The organism is Albibacterium profundi (assembly GCF_042159835.1).
Lineage (GTDB): Bacteria > Bacteroidota > Bacteroidia > Sphingobacteriales > Sphingobacteriaceae > Albibacterium > Albibacterium profundi.
On record NZ_JBBVGT010000002.1, the window covers coordinates 128,201 to 149,865 of the forward strand.

Genomic DNA, 21,665 nt, shown 5'->3' on the forward strand with positions numbered 1-21,665 from the left:
TTAGCAAAAATAAGCATATTTAGCGAATTGAAAAGTGCTTTTGAACCGCATTTTATAAAGAAATCCAGTCAATCCCTTTCTTTAGAAGGCTGAGGGTTTTCTCCTCGTTACTACCGGGTTTCGGTGTAAAGTTATAAGCCCAATTCGCATGAGGGGGCAAGCTCATTAAAATAGATTCAATACGTCCGTTGGTTTCTAAACCGAATTTCGTTCCGGCATCATAAACCAAGTTAAATTCGACATACCTTCCTCGCCTAATAAACTGCCATTCTTTTTCGTTTTCACCAAATTTTCGATCTTTATTTCTATCTATCAACTCGCGGTATATCGGGACAAAGGAACGACCAAGATCCTCAGAGAATTTAAATATATCGTCGTAAGTCAGTGATGTCTTGGCTGGTGTCAACCGATCATAAAACACTCCGCCTATCCCGCGAGTCTCATTTCGATGCTTAATAAAGAAATACCTGTCCGCCCAATCTTTAAACTCCGGGTAAAAACCAGGAGAATAGTGATCACAAGTCTCCTTTAATGATCTATGAAAAAACGCGGCGTCATCCTCATCAATATAATGGGGAGTTAAATCAATACCACCACCAAACCAACGTGTCTCATCATTAAGTTCAAAATAGCGAATATTCATATGAATGATAGGAACCCATGGACTTTTCGGGTGAATTACGATAGATACTCCAGTCGCAAAAAACTGGTCGTCGTTTACTCCGAAGGACTTCTTGATGGGATCGGGAAGCGTACCATGTACTGCAGAAAAATTTACCCCTCCGCGCTCTATGATGTTTCCGTCTTGTATGATTCGCGTTCTACCACCGCCGCCCCCTTCTCGTTCCCACAACTCCTCTTTAAATTTACCTAAGCCATCTGCATTCTCCAATCCTTGGCAAATCTCGTCTTGAATTCGTTTATAACTTTCAGCTACTTTATCTTTAAAGTCCATGTAAGCAAATATCCGTTAATTTTTGAAAAGAAAGAAATAGAGATTTACAGCACTTCTCTGTATATTTGATAGCTATGCGGGTATCTGAAAATGTACTGAAATGGGCTATGCGTTTCTATCCGCCCTTATTCTTCCAAAGAATATGGGTAAAGAAATTTCACAAAGGTTTCCGCGGTGTCGATGTTAAAATTCATCATAGTATTCTGAATCGAAATTATAATGGATCAATCTTCGGCGGAACAATTTTCTCGGCAACCGATCCGTTTTACGCTATCCTTTTTGATCAAATTTTAAAAAGTGAAGAGCGTAAGGTGTTGATTTGGTTAAAAAGCGCACATATCGAATACAAGAAGCCTGCAAGAAAGAATCTAAACTTTTCGATTTCCATTACATCAGAACAAATACAACACGCCAAAGCCGACTTGGACAACCTTGGCAAACATGTCATCTGCTTCGAATTTGACCTGTTTGATCGTGACGGCCTGCTATGCGCCTCTGTCAAAAATGAAGTCTACATCCGCAACTTAAACGACCCTAAATATTAGTTTGTATATTTGTCTAAAAACAAGAACATGAAACATTCTCCGCTCCTTTTATTACTTGCTGTTGCTTTGTTTGGAGCTTGCAACCAGACACCAGATGCCAACCGTCAGCTTCAAGACGAAATGATCGCTATACATGACGAGGTAATGCCTATGATGGGCACATTTGTTCGTGATATTCAAAAGATTGATACAATATTGCTTAATCTGGATGATTATAAAACTGCTAACCCTGATTTAGACACTGCTCAGCAACGCGTAGAGCTTACCGAACTACAAAATCGACTTGAAAAAGCACATGATTCCATGAACGACTGGATGCATGACCTCAATCTTAACTTCGAGGGAAAATCAAACGATGAAATAAAAGCCTACCTAGAAGTCGAAAAGACCAAAATGGAGGAAATTAAACAAGAATTCATCGACGTATCTGAGACCACCGAACGAACATTGGATATCTACTAACACTAAAATGAAAATCAAATATATCCCCGTTATTGCCGTAACTTTATTAATTATCAGCGCGTGCCAATCGACTAATTCTACGGAAACTCTACCCATATTAGGCTCTCGTGAACCCGTAGAAAAAGAGGTTGATGGAGAGATTGATACCGATACCTTATATCATAGCATACCCGAGTTTAGCTTTTTAAATCAGGACAGCACGATTATAACCGGTGAAACTTTCGCTAACAGCATCTATGTAGCCGACTTCTTTTTTACCTCCTGTCCAAGTATTTGTCCGATCATGCATAGGAACATGCTAAAGGTATACGAGAAATACAAAGGAAACCAAGAAGTTATGTTTCTATCTCATAGCATTGACACAAAATACGATACACCAAGCGTGTTGAAAGATTATGCCGAAAAGCTTGGGGTATCGGGTCAACAATGGCAATTTGCTTCAGGAACACGTGAGTCTATCTATGGCATCTCTCCTTCTTACATGGTTTTTGCTGAAGAAAACGAAGCAGCTCCGGGTGGCTTTGAACATCAAGGATGGTTTTTACTTATTGATAAAGACAAACATATCCGTGGAGCCTATAATGGAACTGAGGAGGCAGAAGTGGAACAACTGATGTCTGACATGGATATACTTCTAAAAGAATATGAGAAATAAGTTGGTATACGGCCTTATCGTCGGCCTAATATCAGGAATTGTCATCTCTTCTTGCAAGAGTGGCTCCCAAATCGACCAAGCACGTTATTATGTTAACGGAAAGACGGCATATGAAAAACATTGTCAGAACTGTCACGGAGCGCTAGGAGAAGGGTTGGGCTTGTTAATTCCCCCCTTAACTGACACCAGCTATATTTCCGCAAATAAAAATAAGTTGGCCGCAATAATTAAATATGGCATGGAGGGACCTGTTACGATAAATGGTCAGTTATATAATGAGAAAATGCCCGCGGAGACTCATCTAACTCTTATTGAGATCACCTATATCATCAATTATATTGGCAACTCTTTTGGCAATAAGATTGGCCTTTATACGCCCGAACAAGTCCAGCAAGATCTTATTGAACATCGGCCTAAGTAAAAACATTTATGACCTTGCGGTGTTTTAAAAAGAAAACATATCATGAAGGATCATAAAGACATAGAAGACAATTATCCAGAAAATCAGCGTAACCCTGGACCTTCTGAAGAAGCTGTTAAAGAAAAGGATGATAAATCCGCAAGTAAAACACTGAACTGGGTGATTATAGTTGCCGTCGTGGTTTTAGCGATCATTATTTTCATGTACTATTATTAAGGGGTATTTTATTGGAAACAGAACCTGTTTATCGGCAACAGAATCTATGAATCGGGTTATCAGATTCTGTTGCCGATAGCGTAACCAGACGCCCAAGCCCATTGAAAATTGTAGCCCCCTAACCAGCCCGTCATATCCACACACTCTCCGCCGAAGAACAACCCTTTTACCTTTTTTGACTCGAGCGACTGCGAATCCAATTCGTGAGTAGCCACTCCTCCTCTCATTACTTCAGCCTTATCATAGCCCTTGTCTCCCGCAGGTTTAATTGTGAATTTATGAATCGTCGAAGCAACTAGCTTTGCTTCCACCTTACTCATCGACGCTATTTTTTTGTCTAAAGGCAGATATTTACCTAGAGCCTCCGCCAACTTTCTTGTAAAATGATCTTGTAAAACATGAAGTAGCAAACGCTTACCGCCTTGACTTCTTTCTTTGGCAATTATATCGGCGATTGAGTCGCCCGGCAGCAAATTGATCACAATTGGCTCACCAATTCGCCAGTACGAAGAAATTTGCAAAATAGCTGGACCACTTAAGCCCCAATGTGTAAAGAGAATATTTTCCTTAAAGCGAACAGTTCCAACTGATACCTCGGAAAAAACAGTATTGCCGGCTAAATCCGCAAACCATGGATGATCCTTACCTGTAATAGTAAGCGGAACCAAGGCAGGTGCAGTTTCTATCAAATCTAGACCAAACTCCCGGGCAACCCTCAGCGAAAAATCGCTTGCACCTAATTTTTTAATCGGCAGCCCACCGCTAGCCATAACCACTTTACGCGATTCAAGAGTATGTTCAAGACCATTCCATTCATATTTCAGGGCAAAAAGATCTCCCTTCTTGCTAACCTGAGTCACATTTGCATTCGTTTCTAGACGTCCACCGTACTTTCGTAAAAGATTAAGGAATACTGCCACAACATCCTTGGCTTTATTACTTATCGGGAATAGCTGTCCTAATGTCTTTTCTTTTCCGACGATTCCGTTCCTTTTAAAAAAAGCAACCGTATCATCAACGCTCCACTGGCTGAACACCGACTGCGAGAACTCCCGGTCAGCTGAAATGAAATTGTCAACAGTAGTATACAGATTGGTATAATTGCAGCGTCCTCCTCCTGAAATCAGAATCTTAGCGCCGGCTTTTTCATTTTTTTCAAGAACGAGAATTTTCTTTCCATTTTTTGCAGCTTGTACACCGCACATCAGGCCGCAAGCACCAGCTCCAACTATAATCGCATCGTATATCATGGAATTTAACATTTGAAAACCACGAAGATAGATAATCACAAACATAATTTATATTTTTAGCTTTATTTTAAATTCGAAGGATCCTGAACAAGGGGCTATCGATAGAGCAATAATTTTATGGCGAAATCTCCGATATTTTCAATCTTGGACAATGACTTTTACAAGTTCACGATGCAACATGCGGTTGTCCAACTTTTCCCTAGAGCAAAAGCCAAATACCAGTTCATCAATCGCGGTAAGCATCCGTTTCCTGATGGCTTTGGAGAATTATTAAAAAAAGCCGTAAAAGAAATGGAAGGTCTCAAGCTTTCCAAAGAAGAGAAGAACTACTTAGAAAACACATGTCCATATTTGACTCCCACTTATCTTGATTTCCTACAGGGTTATCGCTATGATTCAAACGAAGTAGAGGTATCGCAAAAAGGTTCAGAGTTGTCAGTAAGGGTGTCGGGGCTATGGTACCGGACAATTATGTGGGAAGTTCCAATAATGAGTCTGATATGTGAATTGTATTATGAAACAGGTGGTCAACAGCGTATCAGCGATGAAGACGTAATCATCACAGCAAGAGATAAAATAAGCAAATATAGTACGCTCGGCATTAGCCTAGCAGAATTTGGAACTCGGAGAAGACATTCTTATCAGGTGCACGATTTAACTACAAAAACATTAGTTGAATCCGGAAAAAGCACGTTTATAGGCACCAGCAATGTACACTTAGCCATGAAACATCAAACAAAACCCATCGGCACACATGCGCATGAATGGTTTATGTTCCACGGAGCGAAGTTTGGGTTTAAAATGGCCAACCTTCTCGGACTCGAAAACTGGTCCGATGTTTACCGAGGCGACTTAGGAATCGCTTTATCTGACACCTATACAAGCGAGGTCTTTTTTAGTCAATTCGACAAGAAGTTCTCAAAACTTTTTGATGGTGTCCGCCATGACAGCGGAGACCCTCTCGAGTTTGCAGATATGACCATTCAACATTATGAAAACAATGGGATCGATCCAAAAACGAAAACCATCATCTTTTCCGATGGCTTAAACTATGAAAAAGTAGAACGCATAGCCAAATACTGCCGTGACCGTATTAGAATCTCTTTTGGTGTAGGTACGAGTCTGACAAATGATGTTGGTTTAAAACCGATGAATATTGTCATAAAGATGATTGAAGCTCTCCCAGAGGAAGGCGCCTGGACCCCAGTTATCAAGTTATCTGATGAAAAAAACAAACATACAGGTGACTTGGAAACAATAGAACTTGCAAAAAAACTTTTAGATATTAATAGTTAATGAACTATCCTGATGTGTACGGCGAAGCACTCGATGATTACTTTCATGATCGCTTCGACGAAAATTTGATTCTCTATACGAACAATCGTGACCAGGAAACGATGCCGGTCGACCTATTCTTCCGAAGTGCAGAAGAACTTCCCGATCAAGAATTAATTGCTCTAGCACTCTGCGACGGCAAGGTCCTTGATGTTGGCGCTGGTGCAGGAAGTCACAGTCTCTACTTACAAGAACAAAACATGGAGGTAACCGCTTTAGAAATCTCCTCCAAAGCCTGCCAGGTCATGAAACAACGTGGTGTAAAACAAATAGTCAATGAAGATATCCTGTCTTACTCGGGCGATAAGTACGACACCATTCTGTTCCTTATGAATGGAATTGGACTAGCTCAAACTGTAGACGGCTTGATCAACCTATTTAATCATTGCAAAACACTTCTAAACCCTGGAGGGCAGCTGTTGTTTGATACATCTGATATCGACTATTATTATCAATCTGAAGAGTTACCCAAACCAGCAGGTCACTATTATGGTGAGATTCACTTCCAGTACGAATACAAAGGCAGAAAAGGACAACCTTTTGGATGGCTATATATCGACCAAAACGAATTAATTAAAATCGGTCACCAATTAGGCTGGGTTGTACAAATACTTGATGAAGATGATCATTACCAATACCTTGTTCGCATGGAATTAAAAGCAACATTCTAAGGAAGATTTAGTCTTAGTTCTTTAGTACTCGTTGAATCTCATCCAGTTTCATTAAGGCTTCTACTGGCGTCAAGGTATTAACATCTAAATTATTGAGAAGATCACGAATCTTTACAAGAACCGGGTCGTCTATTGAAAACATTTGTAACTGATAGGCCTGCTTCTGAACCTTTTTCAGACTGTTCTTTATATCTTCACCACCTGTCCGCTCCTGTTCTAGGCGCTTCAAAATTTCATTCGACCGTTGAATAACTGCTGTTGGCATACCTGCCATCTTTGCAACGTGAATACCAAAACTATGCTCACTCCCACCCGGCACTAATTTTCTCAAGAAAATAACTTTATTATTAATTTCCTTAACAGCAATATTATAATTCTTTATTCGGTTAAAACTATTCGTTAGTTCATTGAGCTCGTGATAGTGCGTAGCAAACAATGTCCGAGCTTTCGCAGCAGGATATTGGTGTAAAAACTCAGCAATCGCCCATGCAATGGAGATACCATCATAGGTGCTCGTCCCTCTTCCTATTTCATCAAGTAAAATCAAGCTCCTCGGGGAGATGTTGTTTAATATACTGGCCGTCTCACTCATCTCCACCATAAAAGTAGATTCACCACTAGACAAGTTATCAGATGCTCCCACCCGTGTAAATATCTTATCGGTTAATCCTAATTTAGCTACCTTAGCAGGCACAAAGCAACCCATTTGAGCCATCAATACTATCAATCCCGTTTGACGTAACAAGGCCGACTTACCAGCCATATTCGGACCAGTGATAATAATGATTTGCTGGGTCTCATTATCTAGAAAGACATCATTTGTAATATAATCCTCACCCAAAGGCAAGGTTTTTTCAATAACCGGATGCCTCCCTCCTTTTATATCGATAATCGTCTCTTTTGTTATTTCCGGCTTCGTATAATGATTCTTTCGTGCGATTAACGAAAAATTCAGTAATACATCGAGTTGTGCAATCAACTGCGCATTTAATTGTACCGGCTTTATGTACTCAACCAGTGAACGAAGAATATCAGCATATATCTGATTTTCAAGCGCGAATATCTTCTCTTCCGCACCTAAAATCTGCTCTTCATACTCTTTCAGTTCAGCCGTTATGTAGCGCTCAGCGTTAACCAATGTCTGCTTCCTTTGCCATGTTTCTGGCACTTTGTCCTTGTGAGCATTCGTCACTTCCAGATAGTAGCCGAAGACATTATTAAAAGATATTTTCAATGATGGTATTCCCGTTGTTTCTGCTTCCCGCTTTTGAATTTCTAATAAAAAGTCTTTACCTCCATAAGCGATGCTGCGCAATCTATCCAGCTCCTCACTAACCCCTTCGGCAATGACATTCCCCTTGGCAATCGCAACTGGCGGTTCAGGATGGATCTCACTCTCAATCTGATCACACAACATGACGCAAGAATTTAGCTGATCCCCAATCATCCCCAATGACTTTGAATCAATGCCTTGAATTGTCTCCTTAATAGCCTGAATGGCATATAAAGATCGCTTCAACTGAACAATCTCTCGAGGATTCGCTCTTTGTAAGCCGATTTTGCTGATCAGTCGCTCCAGATCTCCAATCTGCTTAATTTCAGTCAGCAGCGTACTTTGTAAGTCTTCATTGTTCAAAAGAAACTCAACCACTTCCAGTCGACCAGCAATGGGCTTCTGATCTTTCAATGGCATAACAATCCATTTCTTCAGTAACCGTGCGCCCATCGGCGACGATGTATGGTCCAATATGTTTAAGAGCGTGACCGCGTTCTCGTTGTGTGAATCAACAAGCTCTAGGTTACGAATCGTAAAGCGATCCAACCACATATAGTTTCCCTCTTCTATTCTAGAAATGGTGGAAACATGTTGTAAATTGCGATGTTCAGTTTCATTTAGATAGTGTAAGGCAACACCCGCAGCCACCACCGCTAAACCCAGTTTCTCAATTCCAAAGCCCTTCAACGTTGTCACCTCGAAATGCTTTAATAGTAACTCTTTTGCATAATCACCCGTATACGGCCATTCGTCTAGGGTATAGGTATAAAACTGCGTTCCAAATATTTCTGTAAACTGTTTAAAACTCGCTTTATTTAAGATGATTTCATTCGGACTATAGCTCTGCAACAATTTATCAATGTACTCCGCACTTCCTTGAGCAGCCAAAAACTCACCCGTTGAAATATCGAGAAAGGAACAGCCGATGTATTGCCTTTCAAAATAAAGAGACGCTAGATAATTATTCGACTTTTGCTGAACAATGTTATCATTATAAGAGACGCCCGGTGTCACCAATTGCGTAACACCTCGTTTTACAATAGTTTTTGTCGTTTTCGGATCTTCCAGCTGGTCGCATATAGCCACACGTAGACCTGATCTCACCAACTTAGGCAAGTAGGTTTCTAAAGAATGATGAGGAAAGCCAGCCAAGGCTACTTCCGATGCTGTACCATTACCTCTCTTCGTTAAGACAATACCTAATACCTCAGCAGCCTTGATCGCATCTTCACCAAATGTTTCGTAGAAATCCCCTACGCGGAATAATAATAATGTTCCTGGATATTTAACTTTAATGCTATTGTATTGTTGCATTAAAGGTGTCACTTTCTTTTCTTTCTTTGCCAATACTTATAACTTAAATTTTAAAGAGATAAAAACTATGTGACTTTTTAAAGAATTTGATATTTATCAAGCTTGTTATAAAGTGTTTTCCGATCTATATTCAAGAGCTGAGCAGCTTTGCTTTTGTTGTATTTAACTTTTTGTAGAACATCAATTATCAACTGTCGCTCATGAGCTTCATTTTTTGATTTTAGATCATCACCGGAAATATCATAAGAATCTTCATTGCTCGTGTTCTTAATCGAAAGCACCATTTCCTCTGGCAGCGCGGAGACTTCCGCAATTGAACCACCAGTCAACAATACCATTCGTTTCACTACATTCTTCAACTCCCGCAAATTGCCTGGCCAGTCATAGGCTGAGAATACAGACCAAACCTCTTCGCTTAAATTTTCAACATTCCTTCCCAATTCTTCATTTGCTTTTTCAACAAAAAATTCAGTAAACAAACGAAGGTCATTACCTCGCTCACGTAATGGAGGAACCAATATTTCAAATTCATTGATACGATGATAAAGATCTTCCCTAAAATCACCACCCGAAGAACTTCCTAAAAGATCATCATTCGTCGCAGCGATCACCCGCACATCAACCTTAATCTGCTTGTTGGCACCAATAGGCTGAATAACACGTTCTTGGAGCGCCCGCAATAGCTTCACCTGTACATCGTAGCCTAAATTACCAATTTCATCGAGAAACAATGTTCCACCTGAAGCTTCCTCAAACTGACCTCGCTTATCTGCTAATGCACCTGTAAAAGAACCCTTTACATGCCCGAACAATTCGCTAGCAGATAACTCTTTTGACAACGTTCCGCAATCAATAGAAACAAAAGATTTATCCGAGCGTTTACTCTTTTCATGTATAGAACGCGCCACATACTCCTTACCTGTTCCACTTTCACCCCGAATCAAAATCGACATATCTGTGGGAGCTACCAAGTTAATATACTCCTGTAACTTGTTAGCTATCTTACTCTTTCCTTGTATATATTCAGGCGAGCTAGAAGTAAGTTTATGAGTCTTTGATTTCTCTTGAACAGCCGCGGGTTTGCCTACTTCTGGATTTTCCAATGCGCCTTTAAGAATCATAAGCAATTCTTCCGGGTTTACGGGTTTCGTAATATAATCATAAACCCCTTTTCTCATGGCTTTCACCGCAGTTCGGACATCGCTAAAACCTGTCATTATGATTGCTGGGATGTTAAGACCCTGATCACGCGTGTAATCTAATAATTCAAATCCGTTTCCATCTCCCAGTCTATAGTCTAGCAACAACAAATCATATTTATTATTCTTAATCGCTTCGAGCCCACTTGCAATCGAGAACTGTGCATCAACCTGATATTGATGTTTCTTTAAATAATTTTCAATAATAGTAGAAAACGTTGCATCATCTTCTACTAATAATACTTTAACCATAAATATTTTCCCTTTCGACCAAGATGGTGATTACTGTATATGTCTAACAATTTCGTCTGCAAACTCGCTAGTTTTTAACAAAGTTGCATCATCCATTTGGTTATAAAAATCAATCGTCACTTTTTTGCTTTGAATAGTCGCCGCCACAGAGGACTTGATTAACGCTGCAGCTTCTATCCAGCCTAAATATTCAAACATCATTACCCCACTCAATATAACCGACGATGGGTTCATTGTGTTTGTGTTTGCAAAACGAGGCGCCGTTCCATGCGTTGCTTCAAAAACCGCATGCCCCGTTTTATAATTTATATTTCCTCCAGGTGCAATCCCTATGCCGCCGACAATCGCCGCCAAAGCATCTGAAATATAATCACCGTTCAAATTTAACGTAGCTATTACGGAATAATTCTGCGGATTCAGAAGTATTTGTTGTAAAAAATTGTCTGCAATAACATCGGTTACAATCAGTTTTCCAGCTTTCGAAGCTTCTTCCAACTCCTCATTCGCTTTTTCTTCGTTGAATTCTGCTTTCGTCTTTTCCCATTGCCCCCATGTATAAGCTCTGTCCGAATATTCTTCCTCAACTAACTCATAACCCCAGTTCTTAAACGCACCTTCAGTAAACTTCATTATATTACCTTTATGAACTAAGGCTAAGGAAGTCTTCTTGTTTTTCAGTGCATATTCTATAGCCGCTCGGATAAGTCTCTTAGAGCCCTCTTCAGATACCGGTTTGATACCGATCGACGGGTTAAATTCAAACGAGTAAGCAACCTTCAATTCGTTAGCCAGAAAGTCTCTGATTTTCTTCGCTTCCAACGAATCTCCCATGAATTCAATACCCGCATAGATGTCTTCAGTATTCTCACGAAACAACATCATGTCCGTTTTCTCAGGATGCTTTACAGGTGACGGAACTCCTTTGAACCATTCTATCGGGCGGACACATGCATATAAATCCAGTTCCTGACGAATCGCCACGTTCAACGAACGAATCCCACCACCAACTGGTGTAGTCAACGGCCCTTTGATCGACACGATATACTCTTTCATGGCATCGATGCTTTCTATTGGCAACCATTCACCCGTTTCATCAAAAGCTTTTTGTCCAGCTAATATTTCTTTCCATTCAACTTTTCTCTGTCCTCCATAGGCCTTTTCTACTCCGGCATCAAAAACCCGTACCGCTGAATGCCAGATATCCGGTCCAATTCCATCCCCAATTACAAATGGAATTACCGGCCGATCAGGAACTTGTAAACCTTGCTCTGTTTTACTGATTTTAGCTGCCATTGAGTTAATCCTTTCTTAAAATATTAGTAAAGCGTTTCGTTAAGTTTTCCATGGTCTCCAAGCCTGGTGCATAGGGGGCGTGGTGAACATCAGTCAAATCTATTGTACTTCTATTTCTACGACTCGGGTAAATTAGCAATAAATTATTTGACGGGAACATATCACTAACCCGGCGGGGAAATGAATCAAAATGGTGATCGTATGAAACATCTCCGGCTCTTGCCAATACAAATACGGCAAAATCTTCAGGTTCGATGTATTTACTTAAATCTTGCATTTTTTCATAAAAAAGTGCATTCTCGAAGTTAATATGGATGCTAACTTTTCTCTTTTGTATATATTTTTCGATTGCGATTTGTGTCCTTGCGTTACATATGCATTTCACAGGTAAGCTTAATTCCTGAGTAAGCAAAATAACTTTACTTAGCCAATATTGGAAACCTTTTTCCGCTTCGGCCATCGGCGGCACAAATAAAACAATTCGCTTATGACCCACAACAGGTTGCTCGACACGGCACATGAATAAACTCACATCTGTCAAGTTGAGTATACTTTCTGCCTTACCACCTACTAATTTATCAATTATGCTGGTTTTACTTGGCCAGCCTATAAGAATGCCAGTGGCAAGAATCTCCTTTGACGCCCTACTAATACCGCCTGCAATATTATAGTCGATTGTCGTCATAATATTAACCTCTGTTTCACTTCCCGATGCATATTTTGCTATCGAATCCAAATTCTTTCTGGCCTTCTTCAGATTTATTTCTGCCATTTCATTGTTAGGAACCACCGAAAGAACAGTCAGCGGATGCGGAGATTTTTTACTTTGGATTAATGACGCTACGTCCAAAAGCGTCTGCATATTATTTAAATTGGCGATGGGTAGTATAATATTTTCCTCGGCATTTTCATCTTTGGCGTTGGGCTCAACATCGATATCTCCTTCCAATACAACCTTCTTAGAGGCCGCTTCAGCAGCAAAGGTTGCAATTACGCAAGATACCAATATTAGCAAAATTGCTCCGTTAAGAACATTCTCTCCAACAATGTCATTTTGGAAGCCCACCATGATCACTGCCAAGGTTGCTGCAGCATGAGATCCACTCAAGCCGTATATTAATTGACGCTGAGCTGCAGAATATTTGAAAATCTTTTGCGTAAGAAAAGCTGCAGACCATTTACCTGATATAGAGACGGCGATCAGGGCTAAGGCAATTAAAATGGCACGGGAATCATTAATCAGTACACTAACATCAACAAGCATACCCACGCTGATGAGGAAGAAAGGAATAAATATCGCATTCCCGATAAAATCAATCCGGTTCATAAGAGCCGATGAATGCGGTATAAATCGGTTAAGCGCCAATCCCGCCATAAACGCGCCAATAATCGGCTCGAGCCCACATACTTCCGCAATAAAAGCGGCGAAAAAAACAATTGAAAGAACAAAGATATAATGCGATGTTTTTTCAGCCTCCACCTTTTTAAAGAACCACTTAGCCACCCGAGGGATGATTACAAACATAATAACGAGAAAGATCGAAAATGAAATCCCCATTTGCAACCAAAACTCCCCATTTAGCGCTCCTGCGGAGAAGCCCACGATGACCGCCAACGCTACCAATACGGCCGTGTCTGTCAAAATCGTTCCCCCAATCGCGACTGCAACAGCTTCATTCTTCGCTATTCCGTAACTTGTTACCACAGGAAAGGCTACCAAGGTATGCGTAGCCATCATAACTGCGATCATAATACTAGCAGCAGGATCATAGCCAAACACAAAATGGAACATTGGATAGGCAAAGATAACAGGAACTAAAAAAGTAAAAGATCCAAAAGTCAGGCTCTTATATTTACTTTTCCCAAAGTCATTCATGTCCAACTCAAGACCAGCCACGAACATGATATATAGCAAACCAATAGTCGAAAACAAGTCGACCGCTATATTTCTTTCAAGAATATTCAGTGCATGAGGGCCTATAATAACCCCTGATACGATCAAGCCAATGATCGCTGGAATCTTTATCTTCCGCAAGAGTATTGGGGAGAGCAAGATTATAAAAAGGATGAGCGCAAATATTAAAACTGGATTTGATAAAGGCGTTTCAAATGCATGTCTTATATGTTCTATAAATCCCTTATCCATAAATTTTTTCTAGCGTTAATTTAAAAACTACTATAGCACAACCTAGTGCGTTATGTTGTTTTCAAAGATAGAAAAAATCGGTAAAGTCTGGCTTACGCAGTCTCCTGTTTTTCTTCTAATTCACCGTCTATTATTTCATAAGGAGAGTTCTTACTCAGGAACTCAGGAACGATTCGTTTCATTTTCCGAACAATCGCTTCATTATTATGTCGTTCGTTAATCGCAAGCAATTCAACAATGTTTTTGCTGGTCTCTGCAAAAGGATAGCTTACTACTTTTGCTATACTAATTTTCTCATGATGGGTTGGCATTGTGAGTTCTTTTACGTTCAAAAGTTCCTCATACAGTTTTTCACCCGGCCTTAATCCTGAAAATACGATATCAATATCTTTGCCTTCTTCTAAATCAGACAACTGAATCATTTTCTTCGCAAGATCTAAAATTTTGATTGGCTTACCCATGTCAAAAACGAAAATCTCGCCCCCATTACCCATGGTTCCAGCTTCTAATACAAGCTGAACTGCCTCTGGAATAGTCATAAAGTAACGTGTTATTTCCGGGTGAGTCACTGTTATTGGCCCTCCCTTCATAATTTGACTTCTGAACCGCGGTATTACCGATCCGTTCGAGCCTAATACATTACCAAAGCGTGTTGTTATAAAACGTGTTTTGCTTTCAAGATTTCCGTTCCTGGAAATCTCATGCTTCATCAAACTATCCACCACCTCCACGGTATGCTGACCAGCATTCAGTGATTGAATATAAATTTCAGCCAATCGTTTCGAAGCACCCATTATATTGGTTGGATTTACTGCCTTGTCGGTTGACACCATAACAAATTTCTCCGCACCATAACGGACCGCTAGATCAGCGATTATCTTTGTTCCCAATACATTCGTTTTCACCGCTTCAAACGGATTACTCTCCATCATCGGCACATGCTTGTAAGCAGCAGCATGATATATCATTTGCGGACTAAATTCCTCAAATAAATCCTTCATCCGTTTCGAATCCCGAACGTCGGAAATTTCAATTTGTATCGTTGCGTCCGGAAGACGGTCTCTCAACTCCAATTGTAGCTCATGCAAAGGAGATTCAGCTTGATCACATAAAATAAGGAGTGATGGATGATATTGTAAAACCTGTCGGACTATCTCCGAACCTATAGAGCCGGCCGCACCAGTTACCAATACGCGCTTTCCTTTTAAGTCGGCACTCACTCTACTTTGATCTATCTTGATAGGTTTGCGTTGAAGCAAATCTTCGATTCGAAGGTTCTGAATTTGCTTTCTATCTAGCTTTCCAGAAAGCCATGTTCCCGCAGGAGGAACGGTGATGACTTTAATCCCAAGTCTGAGCGCACGCTCAATTACTACTTTTTTATCACGTTCACCTAGCCGTTCATTGATAATTACCAACTGATCAATTTTCTTTCTCGATTTTAAAACAGGGAGTTCCTTAAAGTGGTACACCCGTTTCTGCTCCATATATGAATTCAGACGAGTTCTGTCGACATCAACAAAGCCTTCCACCACATAATTGACTGCGGATGTATTTTCAAGTGCTTGTTTAACCAAAATTGCATTTTTGTCTGATCCATAGATAAGTACCCTTACTGTTTCCCGCTTTCCATAACGCCTGATCAGAACATAAAAAGCAGCCTTCGCAAAGATACGAAGCATAATCAACAGCGATGATGTGATAAAGAAATTGATGATAAGAACACTGAGTAAGTGTCGCGAAGTTATCTTGAGGACGCCTTCTATGAACACCATATTAACAACAGCATAGAGGATGCTAAATGTTAAAACTGCGGCAAATATCCGCAGCATATCCTGGGTGTTGGAATAACGTAATAGTCCCGTGTGTAAGCGCATGAAGAACACAGTAGGCACAGCAAGAGCGCAAAAAATACCCGTATAAATCAGGTAGTGCCCCCTAACCATATCACTGAACTCAAACCGCTCGACAATAAAATATGAAAAGGTAAATGACCAGCTGATGATAACCATATCAACAACAAAAATCATCCATTTCGGAAGCGTACGTCCCTGGAGTAGAAATTCTTTCACATTAAAGTTTTTACGTTGACAACCAAAACCTTCTATCCGCCATCACTGAACAAAAATTTAAGCAAAAAGTGTACCATCAACACTTACACCCTATCCTCACATCACTACCCGAAAACAAAAATAAGCAGAAAATGTTTTTAATCTTCTGCTTATCTCATTTTTTATTGCTCGTTTTATTTAATGCTAATTAACACTAGCTCAATTCATTGAAATATTTATAGAACAATGGGATGGTTTCTATACCTTTTAAGTAGTTAGCAATATCATATTTCTCGTTAGGAGAGTGTAAATTATCACTATCTAAACCAAAGCCCATCAGAACCGTCTTAATTCCCAACTCTTTTTCAAAAAGAGCTACAATCGGGATACTTCCTCCGCCTCTTGTCGGGATCGGTTCCTTACCAAACGATTCAGCAATTGCTTTAGCTGCTGCCTTATACGCCACACTGTCTGTGGGTGTTACAACTGGTTCTCCACCGTGATGAGGACTTACCTTCACCGTCACATAATCTGGTGCAATGCTTTCAAAATGCTTTTTGAATAACTGCGTTATTGTTTCCGAATCTTGGTTTGGAACCAAGCGCATTGAGATTTTTGCGTTGGCTTTTGAAGGAAGTACTGTCTTTGCTCCTTCTCCAATATAACCGCCCCATATACCGTTAACCTCCAAGGTAGGCCGTATACCCGTTCGTTCCAACGTTGTATATCCTTTTTCACCCCAAATCTCCTTGATACCTAAATCCTCCTTGTATGTCTCCAACTCGAAAGGAGCCTCATTGATCTGCTTACGTTCACTATCAGAAAGCTCGGCTACATCATCGTAAAAACCCGGAACAGCAATATGGTTGTTTTCATCATGTAGTGATGCAATCATTTTCGCGAGAATAGTCGCCGGGTTAGCAACGGCACCGCCGTAAACCCCCGAATGCAGATCACGGTTTGGCCCCGTCACCTCTACCTCCACATAGGATAATCCCCGTAAACCAGTCTCCAACGAAGGGTTTTCTAGGCTAATCATAGCCGTATCTGAAATCAACACTACATCGGCACTCAAGCGTTCTTTGTTGTTTTCAACGAACACGCCCAAGTTTTCCGACCCTACTTCTTCTTCCCCTTCTATCATGAACTTAACATTGCATCCAAGTAAGCCTTTTTCTTGCATCAGTTCAAATGCCTTTACATGCATATAGAATTGACCTTTATCATCGCAGGCACCGCGAGCAAATATTTTCCCATCTCTTACCGTTGGTTCAAACGGAGGTGTATCCCATAGCTCAAGCGGATCTGGTGGTTGCACATCATAATGACCATATACTAAAACAGTTGGCTTCGACTGGTCAATAATTTTCTCACCATATACAATAGGATAACCCGCCGTTTCGCAAAGTTCAACTTTGTCGGCTCCAGCACTTTTTAACTTTTCAGCTACAAATTCGGCCGTTTTAATAACATCATCCTTATACTTAGGATCTGCACTTACCGATGGGATACGCAGCAGTTCAAACAGCTCATCCAAAAAGCGCTGTTGATTTTCCTCCACGTATTTTTTTATTTCTTGCATAGACTATAAATTTTTAAATTCAAAGGTAAGAAATTGTGCCGAGAACCTTTACGATACAAAAAAACACCTAAGTTTGTAACCCGAACCTCTTCTCGGCAGCATTAGGTATGAAAAACTTTTTACGCTTATACATAGGTGCCTACAGCGGATTATCTCAGCCCGCTTGGATGCTATCGCTCGTCATGCTGTTAAATCGGATGGGCGCAATGGTCATACCATTTCTTGGCCTATATATGACGGAACACCTTAAGTTCTCCTTGGAGGAAACCGGACTTGTTCTGAGCTTTTTTGGAATCGGAGCAATCTCCGGATCTTATATTGGAGGGCGGTTAACGGATCGAATTGGTCATTTTAAAGTGCAGGTATCGAGTCTTTTTCTCAGCGTTCCTTTGTTTTTTATCGTCCCCATCCTCCAGACACCGCTCCAGCTCAGCATGGGCATCTTGGTTTTAAGCTTAGTGACCGAAATTTTCCGGCCTGCAAACTCGGTGTCCATTGCCTACTATGCTAAAGCAGAAAATCTAACCCGTGCACTATCACTTAATCGGATGGCCCTAAACCTTGGCTTTTCGATTGGACCAGCAGTGGGTGGTTTCCTAGCTGCGCTATCGTACAACTGGCTTTTTTATGGAAACGGACTCAGCGCGGCGCTCGCTGGTTTTGTGTTCTATGCCTATTTCCGTAGAAGGAAAGGCAATGAGCGGTTTTTAAAAAAAGACAAACAAAAAAAGGAATTGGAAAACATAAATGACGCAAACATCACTAACCGATCGCCTTACAAAGACAAATACTTTATACTATTCAGCGCTTTGTGTTGTATTTATGCCATATGCTTTTTCCAATTGCTCAGCACACTACCTTTGTTTTACAAGCAGGTGTTTCTCATAAAAGACAGCGGCGTCGGGCTCATCCTGGCGTTTAACGGCTTTGTAGTTTTCTTACTCGAAATGTTATTGGTTCACTTAGCAGAAAAAAAGATGACCACCTTCCAATCGATCGTTTTCGGAACCGTTCTTCTTAGTATCTCTTTTGCTTTATTATTAATTCACAGTGGGATGTGGGTATTGTTCGTTGCCATGTTCATTTTCAGTGTATCAGAAATCTTCGTCCTTCCTTTTACATCAACCGTCGCGCTCAAACGTGCCCATAAATCAAAGCAAGGCGCCTATATGGGCCTCAATGGTCTTGCTTTTTCAGCCGCGCATATTGTTTCTCCTTCCCTTGGAACACAAATCGCAGCCAACTATGGCTTTGATGCTTTGTGGACGTCCATCGCACTCGTATCCATATTTGTCGCCGTCGGATTTTATTTTCTGAGAAATAAATTCGCGGTTTAAAACAGAAGATCGACTACATTGTTATCTTAATTATGCAAAAGGGAGGATACCATGAATACAGAAAATGACAGCAAATACGGCCGACCAGGCAAAGAGGTTCACGATAGAAACGAAAACGAACCAAACTGGGGAAATGACCATCGCAAAGTAAATCCTGGAAATGAGCAAGAACGTGCCGAAAACAGGAAGGAAAGTGCAGAAAAGCATGAAGAAGCCAACGAAAATGAGGAGTCGAAAGATAGCACGCACCCAGATCACAAGAAAGATAGCCAAAGCAACCAAAGCAAAGACCCTACACGTAAAAACGAAGCAAACCAAGGAGCAAGCGATCTGCGCACACGTACCCGAACTCACTTCCGTCGTGAGGGCGACGGACGTCCAGAAGCAGAATAATTTCGTTTAATGATTTTGTTGTGAGTATTATTTAATGCAATTTTGACGCATTAAATAATATATCATATGAAAAAAATATTTCTATTTATTTTACTCGCTGCCACTACCTTTTCTGTCAAAGCAGATGAAGGCATGTGGTTCTTAATGCATATAGAGCGCCTTAATGAGCGCGACATGCAAAAGATGGGCCTTCAGTTAACCGCCGAAGAGATCTACAGCGTAAATAACTCTAGCCTCAAAGACGCTATTGTACAATTCGGAGGAGGCTGTACCGCAGAAATGGTATCTAGCACCGGTTTGGTAATGACCAATCACCACTGTGGGTACGGAGCTATCGCTGAGCTTTCTACTCCGGAGAACGATCACTTAACCAATGGTTTCTGGGCTAAGACACGAGCTGACGAGCTAAAACCCAAATCACTTTCTGTTCGCTTTTTTATTCGTATGGACGATGTGTCGGAGCGTATCCTTAGCAAGGTAAATGATGAGATGAGCGAAGCAGAGCGTAAAAAAGCGATCAATCAAGAGATTGCTTTAATAGAGCAAGAAAACAATGAAGATGGCAAATACACCGTATCTGTTAAGTCGTTCTATCAAGGCAATGAGTATTACTATTTTGTATACCAAGACTATACAGACGTTCGCTTAGTAGGTACACCCCCAAACAGCATCGGTAAATTCGGTGGAGATACAGATAACTGGGAATGGCCACGCCATACCGGAGACTTCTCTTTGTTCCGCGTATATGCAGATAAAAACGGAAACCCAGCAGAATATTCTAAAGACAATGTGCCTTTAAAGCCTAAACATCACCTTCCTATCAGCCTAAACGGATTTAAAGAGGGGGATTTTGCCATGATCTTAGGATACCCAGGTCGTACCAACCGTTGGATGCCATCAGCAGGAATTTCCCAAAATGTGAATTATGCTTACCCCGCTTGGGTTGAAGCATCTAAGACCGGCATGGATGTAATGAAAAAGTACATGGATCGCGATCAAGCTATCCGTCTGAACTATGCATCTAAATATGCTGGTGTTGCTAACTATTGGAAAAACCGCCAAGGAATGATTGATGCTTTGAAACAACATCAAACAGCTAAAACCAAAGCTGCAACGGAGGCCAAGTTCAATAAATGGGCTAACAAACGTAAAAACCGTGAGAAATATGGCAATGTAATGCAAGTCATTAATGACTACTATGCTTATACCAATGAAATGGCACGTCATGACAACTACATATCGGGTGGTATTTTGCGTAGCAGCTCTCTAGCTCCACTACCCTATGTAATTGGAAACGGCATCACGTTTTACATCCAGCAAAACGATGCTAAAAAAGCAGAAGTATTACCTAAGTTGCTAGAACAGGTAAACAACTCGTACGAAAAGTTACATATGCCGCTTGAAAAGGATCTACTTATTGCGCTTTTAAACCTCTATGTAGAAAAAGGTGGTGACGAGTTAATCGCTCCTGAAATTGCGGCGATCGCTAAAGAAAATAATGGCGACTTTACCGCATATGTTAACAAAGCATTTGAAACAAGTATCTTTGCCGACAAAGCTAAGCTGTTGGCATTCATCGAAAACCCAGATGCCCAAACTCTGCAAAGCGACCTGCTATACCAATTGTCAAATGACATCATCAATCGCTATCGTTATGTTTCAGACGAAACAAAAGAGAAACAAGCTGGATTTGAAAAAGCATATCGCTTAATGGTACAAGGTATGCGTAAAGCAAACCCAAAGACCAAATATTACCCTGATGCTAACAGCACGCTACGTCTATCTTATGGAACAATCCGTGCTTTGCCGGAAGACCCAAGTAATGACGCAGCTATCAACAACTATACAACCTTAAAAGGAACGATCGCAAAGTACAAGCCAAACGATCCAGAGTTTGATTTGCCACAAAAGCTAATCGACCTTTACGAGGCGAAAGACTTCGGTCAATATGCCGACAAAGAAGGTTATATGCCGGTAAACTTCCTATCAGACAATGACATCACAGGCGGAAACTCAGGTTCTCCTGTATTAAATGGCAAAGGCGAGTTACTAGGTTTAGCGTTCGACGGAAATATCGAAGCGATGGCTGGAGACGTAATCTTCGACCCAGAATTACAGCGTACCATCAGTGTAGACATTCGCTACGTATTGTTTATCATCGACAAGTTTGCCGGTGCAAGCCATATTATCGACGAATTTACCTTAGTAAAAGATTAATACAAAGCATCGGCAGAGAAGCCTCGATGCATGAATCAAATAATTTCATCTGGCAGTGAACCCTATTCACTGCCAGATTTTTTTTGTATCTTTGT

The 21,665-nt window shown here is 40.7% G+C and carries 18 protein-coding genes; 10 read left to right on the plus strand and 8 right to left on the minus strand.

The window, feature by feature from the left end; genetic code table 11:
• Positions 1-52: 52 nt before the first annotated feature.
• On the minus strand, positions 53-955 hold the full coding sequence (hemF, locus tag WKR92_RS01985; protein ID WP_375556156.1) for an oxygen-dependent coproporphyrinogen oxidase: 903 nt from the start codon (positions 953-955) through the stop codon (positions 53-55).
• Between the two features lie 74 nt (positions 956-1,029).
• Here hemF and WKR92_RS01990 point away from each other — a divergent pair, with 74 nt between their 5' ends.
• Genes WKR92_RS01990 through WKR92_RS02010 form a run of 5 tightly spaced genes read left to right on the plus strand, consistent with a single transcriptional unit; the run spans position 1,030 to position 3,254 of the window.
• Positions 1,030-1,500, plus strand: coding sequence for a DUF4442 domain-containing protein (locus tag WKR92_RS01990; protein ID WP_375556157.1), 471 nt, complete (start codon positions 1,030-1,032; stop codon positions 1,498-1,500).
• A gap of 27 nt (positions 1,501-1,527) precedes the next feature.
• Positions 1,528-1,962 carry a hypothetical protein gene (locus WKR92_RS01995; protein ID WP_375556158.1) on the plus strand — a complete coding sequence of 145 codons (435 nt, stop codon included), beginning with the start codon at positions 1,528-1,530 and terminating at the stop codon, positions 1,960-1,962.
• Positions 1,963-1,969: 7 nt separating this feature from the next.
• The gene (locus tag WKR92_RS02000; RefSeq protein WP_375556159.1) at positions 1,970-2,617 is read left to right on the plus strand and encodes an SCO family protein; all 648 of its coding nucleotides are present in this window, start codon (positions 1,970-1,972) and stop codon (positions 2,615-2,617) included.
• Positions 2,607-3,038 (plus strand): c-type cytochrome, encoded by a 432-nt coding sequence (locus WKR92_RS02005; protein WP_375556160.1) that lies wholly within the window; start codon positions 2,607-2,609, stop codon positions 3,036-3,038. Before WKR92_RS02000 ends, WKR92_RS02005 begins: the two co-directional genes overlap by 11 nt.
• Before the next feature lie 42 nt (positions 3,039-3,080).
• Complete coding sequence (locus WKR92_RS02010) at positions 3,081-3,254, plus strand: hypothetical protein (protein WP_375556161.1); 174 nt, start codon at positions 3,081-3,083, stop codon at positions 3,252-3,254.
• Between the two features lie 59 nt (positions 3,255-3,313).
• Here WKR92_RS02010 and WKR92_RS02015 read toward each other — a convergent pair whose 3' ends face one another.
• Positions 3,314-4,549, minus strand: coding sequence for a BaiN/RdsA family NAD(P)/FAD-dependent oxidoreductase (locus tag WKR92_RS02015; RefSeq protein WP_375556162.1), 1,236 nt, complete (start codon positions 4,547-4,549; stop codon positions 3,314-3,316).
• A gap of 72 nt (positions 4,550-4,621) precedes the next feature.
• Between WKR92_RS02015 and pncB the strand changes: the two genes are divergently transcribed.
• Both pncB and WKR92_RS02025 read left to right on the plus strand, forming a co-directional pair.
• Positions 4,622-5,800 (plus strand): nicotinate phosphoribosyltransferase, encoded by a 1,179-nt coding sequence (gene pncB / locus WKR92_RS02020; protein ID WP_375556163.1) that lies wholly within the window; start codon positions 4,622-4,624, stop codon positions 5,798-5,800.
• Entirely contained in the window at positions 5,800-6,510 is a 711-nt protein-coding gene (locus WKR92_RS02025) for a class I SAM-dependent methyltransferase (protein ID WP_375556164.1), read from the plus strand. Before pncB ends, WKR92_RS02025 begins: the two co-directional genes overlap by 1 nt.
• A 13-nt stretch (positions 6,511-6,523) precedes the next feature.
• Here WKR92_RS02025 and mutS read toward each other — a convergent pair whose 3' ends face one another.
• The 6 genes from mutS to WKR92_RS02055 form a co-directional block, all read right to left on the minus strand.
• Entirely contained in the window at positions 6,524-9,133 is a 2,610-nt protein-coding gene (gene mutS, locus WKR92_RS02030) for a DNA mismatch repair protein MutS (protein WP_375556165.1), read from the minus strand.
• A 44-nt stretch (positions 9,134-9,177) separates the two neighbouring features.
• The gene (locus tag WKR92_RS02035; RefSeq protein ID WP_375556166.1) at positions 9,178-10,551 is read right to left on the minus strand and encodes a sigma-54-dependent transcriptional regulator; all 1,374 of its coding nucleotides are present in this window, start codon (positions 10,549-10,551) and stop codon (positions 9,178-9,180) included.
• 30 nt (positions 10,552-10,581) lie between these two features.
• Entirely contained in the window at positions 10,582-11,844 is a 1,263-nt protein-coding gene (gene icd, locus WKR92_RS02040) for an NADP-dependent isocitrate dehydrogenase (protein WP_375556167.1), read from the minus strand.
• 4 nt (positions 11,845-11,848) lie between these two features.
• Positions 11,849-13,990, minus strand: a complete 2,142-nt coding sequence (locus tag WKR92_RS02045) for a cation:proton antiporter (protein WP_375556168.1) — start codon at positions 13,988-13,990, stop codon at positions 11,849-11,851.
• A 92-nt stretch (positions 13,991-14,082) separates the two neighbouring features.
• The gene (locus WKR92_RS02050; RefSeq protein WP_375556169.1) at positions 14,083-16,062 is read right to left on the minus strand and encodes a polysaccharide biosynthesis protein; all 1,980 of its coding nucleotides are present in this window, start codon (positions 16,060-16,062) and stop codon (positions 14,083-14,085) included.
• A gap of 193 nt (positions 16,063-16,255) precedes the next feature.
• On the minus strand, positions 16,256-17,623 hold the full coding sequence (locus WKR92_RS02055; RefSeq protein WP_375556170.1) for a dipeptidase: 1,368 nt from the start codon (positions 17,621-17,623) through the stop codon (positions 16,256-16,258).
• A 107-nt stretch (positions 17,624-17,730) separates the two neighbouring features.
• On the opposite strand from WKR92_RS02055, the gene WKR92_RS02060 reads away from it, so the two are divergent.
• From WKR92_RS02060 to WKR92_RS02070, 3 genes are all read left to right on the plus strand, one after another.
• Positions 17,731-18,960 carry an MFS transporter gene (locus WKR92_RS02060; RefSeq protein ID WP_375556171.1) on the plus strand — a complete coding sequence of 410 codons (1,230 nt, stop codon included), beginning with the start codon at positions 17,731-17,733 and terminating at the stop codon, positions 18,958-18,960.
• Between the two features lie 51 nt (positions 18,961-19,011).
• Positions 19,012-19,353, plus strand: a complete 342-nt coding sequence (locus WKR92_RS02065; protein ID WP_375556172.1) for a hypothetical protein — start codon at positions 19,012-19,014, stop codon at positions 19,351-19,353.
• A gap of 66 nt (positions 19,354-19,419) precedes the next feature.
• Positions 19,420-21,570, plus strand: coding sequence for a S46 family peptidase (locus tag WKR92_RS02070; RefSeq protein WP_375556173.1), 2,151 nt, complete (start codon positions 19,420-19,422; stop codon positions 21,568-21,570).
• The last annotated feature ends 95 nt before the right edge of the window (positions 21,571-21,665 follow it).